General features: G+C 65.1%; 10 protein-coding genes. 7 read left to right on the top strand and 3 right to left on the bottom strand.

Annotated features, from left to right (window positions below):
- The first annotated feature begins 252 nt into the window (after window positions 1–252).
- Complete coding sequence (tssH, locus tag FJ414_RS07900) at window positions 253–3,090, top strand: type VI secretion system ATPase TssH (protein ID WP_140643152.1); 2,838 nt, start codon at window positions 253–255, stop codon at window positions 3,088–3,090.
- A gap of 25 nt (window positions 3,091–3,115) precedes the next feature.
- Here the strand turns inward: tssH and FJ414_RS07895 are convergent, their stop codons facing one another.
- The 3 genes from FJ414_RS07895 to FJ414_RS07885 all read right to left on the bottom strand — a co-directional run bounded on the left by FJ414_RS07895 (window position 3,116) and on the right by FJ414_RS07885 (window position 5,259).
- Complete coding sequence (locus FJ414_RS07895; protein ID WP_140643150.1) at window positions 3,116–3,850, bottom strand: SDR family oxidoreductase; 735 nt, start codon at window positions 3,848–3,850, stop codon at window positions 3,116–3,118.
- Window positions 3,851–3,875: 25 nt separating this feature from the next.
- Window positions 3,876–4,646, bottom strand: coding sequence for a fumarylacetoacetate hydrolase family protein (locus FJ414_RS07890; protein ID WP_181181559.1), 771 nt, complete (start codon window positions 4,644–4,646; stop codon window positions 3,876–3,878).
- 163 nt (window positions 4,647–4,809) lie between these two features.
- Complete coding sequence (locus FJ414_RS07885; protein ID WP_140643146.1) at window positions 4,810–5,259, bottom strand: Lrp/AsnC family transcriptional regulator; 450 nt, start codon at window positions 5,257–5,259, stop codon at window positions 4,810–4,812.
- Window positions 5,260–5,386: 127 nt separating this feature from the next.
- On the opposite strand from FJ414_RS07885, the gene FJ414_RS07880 reads away from it, so the two are divergent.
- From FJ414_RS07880 to FJ414_RS07855, 6 genes are all read left to right on the top strand, one after another.
- Entirely contained in the window at window positions 5,387–5,707 is a 321-nt protein-coding gene (locus tag FJ414_RS07880) for a DUF1330 domain-containing protein (protein WP_181181558.1), read from the top strand.
- 660 nt (window positions 5,708–6,367) lie between these two features.
- A complete protein-coding gene (locus FJ414_RS07875) occupies window positions 6,368–7,621 on the top strand; it encodes a sarcosine oxidase subunit beta family protein (protein WP_140643142.1) in 1,254 nt (417 codons plus the stop codon).
- A gap of 13 nt (window positions 7,622–7,634) precedes the next feature.
- Window positions 7,635–7,904 carry a sarcosine oxidase subunit delta gene (locus FJ414_RS07870; RefSeq protein WP_140643140.1) on the top strand — a complete coding sequence of 90 codons (270 nt, stop codon included), beginning with the start codon at window positions 7,635–7,637 and terminating at the stop codon, window positions 7,902–7,904.
- Window positions 7,901–10,780 carry a sarcosine oxidase subunit alpha family protein gene (locus tag FJ414_RS07865; RefSeq protein WP_140643136.1) on the top strand — a complete coding sequence of 960 codons (2,880 nt, stop codon included), beginning with the start codon at window positions 7,901–7,903 and terminating at the stop codon, window positions 10,778–10,780. Before FJ414_RS07870 ends, FJ414_RS07865 begins: the two co-directional genes overlap by 4 nt.
- Window positions 10,773–11,297, top strand: a complete 525-nt coding sequence (locus tag FJ414_RS07860; RefSeq protein WP_140643134.1) for a hypothetical protein — start codon at window positions 10,773–10,775, stop codon at window positions 11,295–11,297. Before FJ414_RS07865 ends, FJ414_RS07860 begins: the two co-directional genes overlap by 8 nt.
- Before the next feature lie 51 nt (window positions 11,298–11,348).
- Window positions 11,349–12,011, top strand: coding sequence for a TetR/AcrR family transcriptional regulator (locus FJ414_RS07855; protein WP_140643132.1), 663 nt, complete (start codon window positions 11,349–11,351; stop codon window positions 12,009–12,011).
- The last annotated feature ends 1 nt before the right edge of the window (window position 12,012 follow it).

Here is a 12,012-nt window from a genome sequence, read left to right as displayed (position 1 = left end):
CAAAAACTAACGGAAGCTAAACGCGACCGTTCTTTCTTTGGCCAAACCCATTGCGCGATTGCCGGACCCGGTATGTGAAATGGCTCGCATAGCCCGGGCAGCAATCCGGTGTTTGTTGCAGCGAGTTTGCAAGGCTTGTGTAACCGGGCGGTGCCGCCCGGATAGATTCAAAAAACCTTATCCGCCACGCGGCTTTGTCAAGCAGCAGCTTATATGGCAGGGTACGGTCGGCAGGTTGCGGGAGCAGGTTCGATGGAACAGCGCCGGTCATCGCAGAGTTTCAAGCGTAAGGAACTGGTTGCCAAGCTCAACGCCACGGGGGTGCGCGCCTTCAAGGCCGCGGCCGACACGGCCAAGCTGCGCGGCAATCCTTATGTCGAGCTTGTCCATTTCATCCAGCAGCTGGTGCTGTCCGAGCGTTCGGATGTACAGATGATCGTCGCCGACGCCGGTATCGATGCCAGCCGGCTGACGGCCGACATGACCCGCGCCATCGACAAGCTGCCCTACGGCGCCACCTCGGTGGAGGAATTCTCCGACCACATCTTCCACGCCATCCAGGAAGGCTGGAACCTGGCGACGCTGGAGTTCGGCGTGGAAGAGGTGCGCAGCGCCCATATCCTGCTTGCCTGCCTGAAGACGCCGGTGCTGGAAGGCCTGGTGTCCAAGATCAGCGCCGAATTCGACAAGATCGACGCCGACGGTGTCGTTTCCCGCTTCGCCGACGTCACCGAAGGCTCTCTCGAAGCCGGCTCACCGCCCGCCGCGGCCGCTACCGAGACGCCGATGAAGCGCGGTCCGGGCGGGGATTCGGCGCTGGCGAAATACGCAACCGACCTCACCCAACGCGCCCGCGACGGCAAGATCGACCCTGTCGTCGGCCGCGATCCGGAGATCAGGCAGATCGTCGATATCCTGATGCGACGCCGGCAAAACAACCCGATCCTGACCGGCGAGGCGGGCGTCGGCAAAACAGCGGCGGTCGAGGGTTTTGCATTGCGCATCGCCCAGGGCGACGTGCCGCCGACATTGCAGAACGTCAGCGTGCGCATGCTCGATGTCGGGCTGATGCAGGCAGGCGCCAGCGTCAAGGGCGAGTTCGAAAAGCGGCTGAAGGCGGTCATCGACGAGGTCCAGGCCTCCGAGGTGCCGATCATCCTGTTCATCGACGAGGCGCACACGCTGATCGGCGCCGGCGGCGCGGCCGGCACCGGCGACGCCGCCAATCTGTTGAAGCCGGCATTGGCGCGCGGCGAGCTTCGTACCATCGCCGCCACGACCTGGGCCGAATACAAGCAGCACATCGAGAAGGACCCGGCGCTGACCCGCCGTTTCCAGGTGGTCAAGATCGACGAGCCCTCGGAAGCCGTGGCCGTGCTGATGCTGCGCGGCGTTGCCGGCGTCCTGGAGCAGCACCACAAGGTGCAGATCCTGGACGAGGCGATCGAGGCGGCCGTCTCACTTTCGCATCGCTATATTCCGGCAAGGCAATTGCCGGACAAGGCGGTCAGCCTGCTCGACACCGCCTGCGCCCGCGTCGCGGTCTCGCAGCATGCGACGCCGGCCGAGGTCGAGGACATCCTGCGCCGCCGCCAGGCGCTCGAGGTCGAGAGCGGCATCATCGGCCGCGAGGCGGCGATCGGCATCGACGTTGCCGACCGGCAGGCTCGTGTCGACGCCGGGCTGGCGGAAACCGAGACCAGTCTGGCCGCTGCCCAGGCCCGCTGGGACCGGGAAAAGGCTTTGGTGATCGAAATCCTCGACCTGCGCGCCAAGCTGCGCGGCGAGGGCGTGCCGCTCGACGAGGCTGCGGTTGAAGAGGCCGCCGTGGAGACGGGGAGCGTCGAGGGCGCGGCAAAGGCGCCCGAGCAAAAGGCGCCCGAGAGCAAGACTGGCGAGAGCAAGGCCGGCGACGGCAAGGCTGCCGGTTCGAAGAAGGCCAAGTCCTCGAAAGCCAAGGCTGCGAAGGCCGAAACAGCTTCCGCCGAGCCGGCTGATGAAGCCGCCGCCGATCTCGCGCGGCTGCGCGAACTGATGGCCGAGCTTGCCGACGCGCAGGGCGAGACGCCGCTGATCCTGCCGTCGGTCGACCGCAATGCGGTTGCTGCCGTGGTGCAGGATTGGACCGGCATCCCGACCGGACGCATGCTCTCCAGCCAGACCGAGAAGGCGCTGAAGCTCGCAGCGACCCTGTCCGAGCGCGTGGTTGGCCAGGACCACGCTATGGAAATGATCGCCAAGCGCGTCCAGACCAGCCGCGCCGGTCTTGGCGCGCCGGAAAAACCGGTCGGCGTGTTCCTGCTTTGCGGCCCCTCCGGCGTCGGCAAGACCGAGACCGCGCTGGCGCTGGCCGAGACGCTTTACGGCGGCGAGCAGAACCTGATCTCGATCAACATGTCCGAATTCCAGGAAGCGCACACCGTCTCGACGCTGAAGGGCGCGCCGCCCGGCTATGTCGGCTACGGCAAGGGCGGCATCCTGACCGAGGCGGTGCGCAGGAAACCCTATTCGGTGATCCTGCTCGACGAGGTCGAGAAGGCGCATCCGGACGTGCACGAGATCTTCTTCCAGGTCTTCGACAAGGGCATGATGGATGACAGCGAGGGCCGGCGCATCGACTTCAAGAACACGCTGATCCTGCTGACCTCGAATGTCGGCTCCGACGTCATCATGGACCGCACCAGGAACGGCACGTTGCGCACCGGCATCGACGATCTCGACACCGCGCTGCGCGCCCCGCTGCTGAAGGTCTTCCCAGCCGCCTTCCTCGGCCGGGTGGTGACCATTCCCTACTATCCGCTCTCGGATGCGATGATCGAGGCGATCGCCAGGCACCAGTTCGGCAAGATCGCCAAGCGCCTCAAGGCAACCAACGATGCCGAGCTGGTCATCGGCGACGGCGTGATGGACCTGGTCAAGGCGCGCTGCACCGAGATCGAGTCCGGTGGGCGCATGATCGACGCCATCCTCACCAACACGCTGCTGCCGGAACTCAGCCGCGGCGTGCTCAACCGCTCGCTCGAGGGCAAGAAGATGGCGAAAGTCACCGTCGGCGCGTCGCCGGAAGGATTTACCTACTCGTTCGAATAGGCCTCCACGGTGAGGGACCCGGCTCTCAGATGGACCAGAGCGCGCCGCCGTCGCAGGCGACGGCCTGGCCGGTGATGTAGGAGGCGCGGTCGGAGGCGAGGAAGGCTGCCAGCGCCGCGAACTCTTCGGGACGGCCGATGCGCTTGGCGGGTATGGCCTGGCTCACCTTTTCCAGGTCGAGCTTCGCGTCCGCCAGTCTCTCGGTCAGCGTATAGCCCGGCATCAGCGCGTTGAAGGTGATGCCGTTGGCGCCCTCTTCCTTGCTCAGCGTGTTGATCAGCCCGTGGATGCCGGCGCGCAGCGAGTTGGAGAGCGCGAAGCGGTTGATCGGCTCCTTCGCGGCGATGGAAGTCACGAACAGCACGCGGCCCCATTTCTTCTCGCGCATCGAAGGCAGCACCGCCCGCACGATCTCCACCGCGCTCATGAACAGGTTGTCGAAGGCGGCGCGCCATTGCTCGATCGTGATCTCGTCGAAGGGCGCGGTGGGCGGGCCGCCGGTGTTGACCACCACGATGTCCGGCGCGCCCAGCGTCGCCTTGGCCCGCTCTACAAGTTCCGTCGCCGCACCCGGCTTCGCGAGGTCGCAGACGAGCGCCGTCGCGCCGATCTCGCGGGCGGTCTGCTCCAGCGCCGCCGCGGTGCGGGCGCAGATCGCCACGCGCGCGCCTTCGTCCAGCAATTCCTTGGCCACGGCGCGGCCTAATCCTTTCGAAGCGCCCAGCACGAGCGCGTTCCTGCCCTTCAATCCAAGATCCATCCGTCCTCTCCGATAATGCCGCGCCTCAGGCGCCGCTGACCTCGACGCTGCCAAGACCGGCAATGTCGAACCGATAGGAAAAAGCCTTGTCGGGGAAACGCGTGCGCACGATGCTGCCCGTCATGACGATGTCGCCCGCCTTCATGCCCCTGCCGGAAGCGCCCAGATGGTCGGCCAGCCAGGCCAGCGGCTCATAGGGGTGACCGAGCGCATCGGCGCCGACCCCTCTGCCGATCTCGGCGCCGTCCTGGTAGACGATCGCTTCGACTTTCTCCAGCGCTGCGGGCGGGGCGACGAAATTGCCCAGCACCACGCCGGCATTCCAGGAATTGTCGGCGACCAGCGAGCGCACGTCCAGCACCGAATAATCGGCATGGCGATCGTCCACCACCTCGACCGCCGCGCAGACGCCGTCGACCGCCGCGGCGACCTCGTCGCGCGTATAGGGCGCGGCGCGCCGCGCGAGATCGCGGCCGAGCCGGGCGCAGATCTCGAATTCCAGGCCGAGATGGCCGTAGCCTCTCAGCGAGAGCTTTGCTCCGCTATGCATCACCCGCCGCCCGAAAACGGCGCCGGCGACAGGGTGGTCGATCCCGCACATGCTCTGCATGCTGTGCGAGGTCAGGCCGATCTTGTAGCCGGCTATGCGGTCGCCGCCGATGATCGCCCCGACATAGGCATCCTGCACCTTGTACGCGGATACAAGATCCGACAATCCCTCGATCGTCGCGAACTGCGTGTTGTCCTGATGGCCGCGCACCAGCGCTTGTGCGGCACCCACAATATCGAACGCCATATCAAATCTCTCCATTCCCGTCCGACAATTCGCTCGCCGATTGCCGGACAAATTCGTCGTAAGCCCCAGACCACCTAAGCGGTTTTCGGCATCGGGATTTCCCGACGTCGTTCCGATGCATGTCGTTATCCCGGAACCGCTGCACATTTCTGGGCGACATGCATCAGAGATTGGTCTCGTCGGGGTTGAGCACCACCATCGTCGACGTCTCGGCCACCGATGGGATCGATTGCAGCACGTTGCTGATGAATTCGCGAAGCGCCGCGATGTCCTTGACCCATGCCCGCAGCAGGTAGTCGATATTTCCCGTCACGAGCAGGCATTCGGTAATCTCCGGGTGTTTCGCCACTTCGTTGAGAAACAAGCCGGCTCCTTCCGGGCCTTGCTGCCCCAGGCGCACGGAAACCATCACGCAGACGCCGAGGCCCAGCGCCGCCGGATCGATCCGCGCCGCATACCCCTGGATCACGCCCGTCTCTTCGAGCCTCTTCAGCCGGCGCGCGCAGGGCGTGGGCGAAAGGCCGACGCGCTCGGCCAGTTCCACCGTCGAGATGCGGCCGTCCTGCCGCAGCTCGCGCAGGATGCGATGGTCGATACCGTCCAGTGCGATCATGGCGCTTTCAGCTAAAATTTCCTCCAACCTTGGTGACTATGCGCGAAAAGTTGGCGATGACAAACGAAATTTATCGTGAATGCGCTTTGATAAAGCGATAAGCTCGATCGAAAATAAGGAGGAGGCCATGGCCGCTTATATGATCTGCACGATGAGGATCCACGACCCCGAAACCTACAAGAAGTACACCGCGCTCACCCCTGCCACGTTGAAGAAGTATGGCGGGAAGTTCCTGACGCGGGGCGATCCGGTGACCACATGCGAGGGCGAGACTTTCACCGACCGGATGGTCATCCTCGAATTTCCGGACGAGGCCACGGCCCAGAAATGGTACAACGACACCGACTATCAGGCGGCGTCGAAATTCCGCCGCGCCTCTTCCGATCGCGGACGGATGATCCTGCAGCAGGGACGTGGCGAAAGCGCCGCTCCCGACCCGCTCGTCTGAGCGGACCAAGCCGTTGAGCCGGCAAAGTGCGTCCTTGATGCATGTCGCCCAGAAGTGTGCAGCGGTTCTGGGACAACGACATGCATAAAAACAAAACTTAGAGCGCGGTCCGGGAACGCATCTGCGATCCCCGGAAAAGCTACAAACGTGAGCGGAACAGTGCGAGTTTTCCTTGAAACGTCGACCCGCTTCAGGTCGAACTTGCGAGGCAGAATTTGGCTCGTCGGAGGCCGGTCATGAGGGCCGAGCATTTGCAGGTCGCGCGGGAAGCGTATGAGAATTATGCGGAATTCTACCGCAAATCTTCCTACTCCGCCTTTCCCCAGCAGCATCGCACCATCTAGGGCACCGTGAGTGTCGGGGCGCCAAGTTAAAGCGGTCCAGCTTGCAGGGAACACTGCTTACGAAGGCTTTCGGCGCTTATCGGACTCGTTGGACCAATGCCCAAAATCTGTGAAACGCGCGAAAAGCGAGCTCATAGCTTTGAATGGACACAGGTGTACATTCACGCTAAGTGTGTGCTTGGCGCTGCTTTGCGGTGTTCGGCACCAACGGCAGGTATCTTAAGAGGCGATCGATGCACATGTTCGAGCTGGAGGCCCGGCGACCAAGCCCTTGCGGTGGAGCGACGTCACTGGCCTCTGACGGCGGTTTGGGCGCATGACGAGGCAGTACTCGGCGCTTTCGCTCTTCAAGGAGGGCATCGCCGGTCAGACCGGTTGGGAAAAGGCCTGGCGCTCTCCTGATCCGAAACCGCGCTACGACGCGATCATAGTCGGCGGCGGCGGGCACGGCCTCGCCACCGCCTACTATCTCGCCAAAAATCACGGCATCACCAACATCGCGCTCTTGGAGAAGGGGTGGATCGGAGGCGGCAATACCGGCCGCAACACGACGGTGGTGCGTTCGAACTACTTCTACCCGGAAAGCGCGGCGATCTACGGGCTGGCCCACAGCCTCTACAAGAGCCTTTCGACAGACCTGAACTACAATGTGATGTTTTCCGCGCGCGGCATCCTCACGCTCGCGCACAGCGAATCCGCAATGGAAACCGCCGCGCGGTCGGTCAACGCCATTCAGGTCAACGGCATCGATTGTGAGTTGTTCTCGGTCGAGGACGTGCGTCGCGTCGTGCCGATCTACAATTTCAGCCCGCACACACGCTTCCCCGTCTATGGCGGCACCTGGCAGCCAAGCGGCGGCACCGCCCGCCATGACGCTGTCGCCTGGGGCTACGCCCGCGCGGCGAGCCGTCTCGGTGTCGACATCATCCAGAATTGCGAGATTTCCGATTTCATCATCGAGAATGGGCGCTGCCGCGGCGTCGTCACCTCGCGCGGCGCAATCCGGGCCGAGCGTACAGGCATGGCGGTGGCCGGCCATTCGTCGGTGCTGGCGGCGAAGGCGGGCTTCCGGCTGCCGGTCAATTCCTATGCGCTGCAGGCCTGCGTGTCCGAACCGGTCAAGCCGATCATCGACACGGTGGTGATCTCGCCCGACACCGGCGTCTATGTCAGCCAGTCGGACAAGGGCGAACTGGTGATCGGCGGCGCGCTCGACCGCATCCCGTCCTATGGCCAGCGCGGCAACCTGCCGGTGCTGGAAAGCGTGATCGCCGGCATGCTCGAAATGTATCCGATCTTCGGCCAGCTGAAGATGATGCGGCAATGGGCCGGCATCGTCGACGTGGTCCCGGATTCCTCGCCCATCATCGGCGAGTCGCCGCTACCCGGCCTTTTCCTGAACTGCGGCTGGGGCACGGGCGGCTTCAAGGCTATTCCCGCGGGCGGCACCCTGCTTGCTCATCTGCTTGCCACCGGCAGGCATCACGACATCAGCCGGCCTTTCGATCTCGACCGCTTCGCCCGCGGCCGCCTGATTGACGAAGCGGCCGGCTCCGGCATTGCCCATTGAAGGTGTAGAAAAGATGCAGCTCTTTCCCTGTCCGTTCTGCGGGCCGCGCGAAGAAAGCGAATTCCACTATGGCGGCGAGGCCGGCAATCTCCGGCCCGACGGCAGCGACGTGACCGCGGAGCGCTGGGCCGGTTATCTCCACACGCGCGACAATCCGAAGGGGCCGACGCGAGAGATCTGGGTGCATATGACATGCGGCGAGTTCTTCGCTATGAGCCGCGACAGCGTCAATCACAAGGTGTCGGGCTCTTCCGTGCTCGGCGAAGCGGAGCATGGCGCATGAGCGCTTCCCGTCTCAACGCCGGCGGCAGCGACATCGACCGTGACTGCCCGCTGAGCTTCACCTTCGATGGCAGGCGTGTCGAGGGTTTTGTAGGCGACACAATCGCCTCCGCCTTGCTCGCGAGCGGCCAGGCCGTGGTCGGCCGCAGCTTCAAATACCATAGGCCGCGCGGCATCTGGGGCTCCGGCGTCGAGGAGCCCAACGCGCTGGTCGATGTCGAGAGCGCGATCGGCCGCGTGCCGAATGCGCGCGCCACGACCATGCAAGCCGTCGACGGCATCAAGGTCAAGAGCGTCAACGCTTCGCCGACGGCCGAGACCGACCGCAACGCCGTTCTGGATCGCTTCGCCCGCTTCCTGCCCGCCGCCTTCTACTACAAGACCTTCATGTGGCCGGACTGGCACCTGTTCGAGCCGCGCATCCGAGCCATGGCCGGACTTGGCGTCGTCGATCCGGACTGGAAGCCGCGTCAGGTCTCGGACCAGGTCAACCATTATTGCGACGTCCTGGTGGTCGGCGCCGGGCCCGCAGGCCTTGCCGCGGCAGCCAGCGCGGCGGCGGCCGGCCACTCGATCGTCCTGGTCGACGACAGGACGCATCCCGGCGGGTCGCTGCGTCATCGCGCCGGCGAGGTCGATGGCGTCGAGGGCAAGGCGTGGGTCGACGCGACAGTTGCCAGGCTGAAGAGCGATGGCCAGCTCGTGCTCAGAGATACGACCGCTTTCGGCCTTTACGACCACAATCTGGTCGCGCTCAACCAGCGCCACTCCGACGGCAGGCCGGACACGCTTTGGCGCGTGCGGCTCCGCCGCATCGTGCTGGCGACAGGCGCGATCGAACGGCCCGTGCCGTTCGCCAACAACGACCTTCCGGGAATCCTCTCCGCCGACGCGGCGCTCAGCTATCTGCGCCGGCATGGCGTGCTTGTCGGCCGGGAAATCGTGGTCGCGACCAACAACGACAGCGCCTATGAACCCGCCTCCGCGCTCGCCGCCGCCGGCGCTTCGGTGACGGTGGTCGACTGCCGGCGCGACGGCGGCGCGCGAGGAAGAGCCGATATCCGAGTCGTGGCTGGGCGCACGATCACGGCGGCGCGCGGGCGCAACGTCGTCCAGGGTGTCCTGCTGGACGATGGCACGACGCTTGCCGCCGATTGCGTTCTCGTCTCCGGCGGCTGGACACCCACAGTGCACCTGTTCTCGCAGGCGAAAGGCAAGCTCGCCTGGAGCGACCAACTTGCGGCCTTCATTCCCGGCGAAGCCATCGACGGGATTGGCGTCGCCGGCGCCGTGGCCGGCACGGTCTCGCTTTCGGATGCCTTGGCCAGCGGCGCCGCGGCGCCCGGCGACTTCGGTTCGTCGACGCCGGCGCCTCGCGGCACGGGGGCGGAAGCATCGCTCGGCGTCGCCAGCCTGTGGCCGAAACCCAAGGCCAAGGGTCGCATCTGGATCGACTATCAAAGCGACGTCACCGCAAAGGATGTCGAGCTCGCGGCGCGGGAGAACTTCGTCTCGGTCGAGCACCTGAAGCGCTACACCACGCTCGGCATGGCGACCGACCAGGGCAAGACCTCGAACCTGAACGGTCTTGCGCTGCTGGCTGACATCACCGGGCGCGGCATTGCGGAAGTCGGCACCACGACCTACCGGCCGCCATTCACGCCTGTCCCATTCGCCAGCCTTGCGGGAGCGCGCCGGGGCAGCATGCACGCGCCGGTCCGCCGTCTGCCGCTGGAGGCGAACCATCGCGCCGCCGGCGGGGTGTTCCAGGAATATGGCGGCTGGCTGAGGCCTGCCTATTATGGCGGCGGTGAAGCCGGGGCCTCGATCCAGGAGGAGGCACGCCGGGCCCGGCAATCCGTCGCGCTCTTCGACGGCTCGACGCTGGGCAAGATCGAGGTGATCGGCCCGCGCGCGGCCGAGTTTGTCGACTTCATCTATTACAACACCATGTCGACCCTGAAGCCGGGCCATTGCCGCTACGGCTTCATGCTGTCGGAAAATGGCGTCGTCTTCGATGACGGCGTCCTGGTCCGCCTGGACGAGCATCGCTTCATCGTGTCCTGCTCGTCCTCGCATGTCACCGCGGTCCACGCGCGCCTCGAGGAATGGCGGCAGGACCGCTTCGGCCGCGACGCGGTCTATATCCACGATGCCACCGCGCACTACGCCACCTTGACCGTTTCGGGTCCGAATGCGCGCCAGGTCGTGGAAGCGCTCGATCTGGGCGTAGCACTTGACGATGCCAGCCTGCCGCATATGGCCGTCGCCGCCGGCCGCTTTGCCGGTGGTGAGGTGCGCATCGCCCGGGTCTCCTTCACCGGCGACCGCAGCTACGAGATCTCCATCCGCGCCGACCGGGCGGAGGCGCTGTGGGCGAGGATGCAGCAGGAGGGCCGCGCCTTCGACGCCGTTCTGCTGGGACTTGAATCGCTGATGATCCTGCGCGCCGAGAAGGGATACATCGTCATCGGCAAGGACACCGACGGAACCACCATGCCGCACGATCTGGGCGTCGCCGGACCGCGGACCAAGCGCGCCAACGAGTTCGTCGGCCGGCGCTCGCTTTTCACCGAAGCCGGCAACGGCATGGACCGCAACCAGCTCGTCGGCCTTGCGCTGCGTCAAGGCGAGGCGCCGCTGGCGACCGGCGCGCATGGCGTGGAGAAGCGCGAGGGCCGGCTCAGGAGCATCGGTTTCGTCACCTCCAGCTATCAGAGCCCGACCCTGGGACGTCCTGTCGCCCTGGCGCTCATCGAACGGGGCGCGGCGCGGCACGGCGAAACGATCGACGTTCAACATCTGGGTGTCGTGCGACAGGCGATGATCGTCGCGCCTTGCGCCTTCGATCCGGAAGGGAGCCGGCTCCATGCGTAACCTTGCCGAAAAGTGGCCGGCGGCGCCCGACTGGGCCACCGCTACGCTCAGCAAAAGCAGCGTCGGCATGCGAACGTTTGGCGGGCTGAACCAGCTTCTGGTCAGCGGCGACCTCGCCGCCTGGTCGAAGGCTTCGGGGCTTGCTGGCGAGGGCTTCGGCGCCGGCGCAATTGCCAGTGGCGACAGATACATGGTGCGGATCGCGCGCGACCGCGTTCTTGCGGTCGCGGAGCAGCCGTTCCCCATTGCGGCCGGCTGGCACGCGGCCGGTTTCGCGGTGACGGCCATGGATGCCGGACTGCATGTCTTCGAGATCGAGGGGCCGAACCTGGATCGCCTGATCGCCAGGGGCACCGCGCTCGATCCCGGAGCGGCAAGCCGCTCGGCTTCGATCCTTTTTGCCGGCGTCGGCGTTCTCTTCTACCGGTTCGGGAATCCCCATCGGGCGCGTCTCCACGTCGACCGGGGCCTTGCCCCGTATCTTTGGGAGTTGCTTGGACAAGTGCAAGTATTGTAGCGTGGTAGTTTCAGGTCTATCTAGCCGGCGTTCAAACTTGGCCGGTCCGCTATGTTCTCCGATTCCAGTGCTGATGAAGTCGTGCGGCGGTCCGGTCTGATCGGCAACACCAAGGTGACGCGCGAGGACTGGATGAACCTCGCGCTGGAGACGTTGATCTCCGAGGGCGTGGAGGCGGTGCGCGTGCTGGCGCTCGGGCAGAAGCTCAACGTCTCACGTTCCAGTTTCTACTGGTACTTCAAGAGCCGCCAGGACCTGCTCGACCAGCTGCTGGATTACTGGCGCAACAACAACACCCGTTTCATCGTCGAGCAGGCCGGCCGGCCGGCCGCGTCGATCACGCAAGCCGTGCTCAATATTTTCGAGTGCTGGCTGGACGAAACGCTCTTCAATCCGCGACTTGACTTCGCCGTGCGCGCCTGGTCGCGCCAGTCCGCCGACGTGCACCGGGTCGTGAACGAGGAGGACGACGCGCGCGTCGAAGCCATCCGGGCGATGTTTTCACGGCATGGTTATGAAGCCACTGAAGCGTTCGTGCGGGCGCGCGTGCTGTACTTCACGCAGATCGGCTATTATTCGCTCGAGATCGTCGAGCCGGTAAGCAACCGTCTCTTCCTGACGCCGGCCTACCTGCTCACGCACACGGGCGAAGCTCCTCGCGAAGGAGAGGTGGAGGCCTTCGCCAAAAAGATGCTGCCGAGACGTCCCGGCTGAG

It is taken from the genome of Mesorhizobium sp. B3-1-6, from assembly GCF_006439555.1.
Lineage (GTDB): Bacteria > Pseudomonadota > Alphaproteobacteria > Rhizobiales > Rhizobiaceae > Mesorhizobium.
The sequence above is the reverse complement of the archived record's forward strand: the minus strand, read 5'-3'. Positions and strand labels throughout refer to the sequence as shown.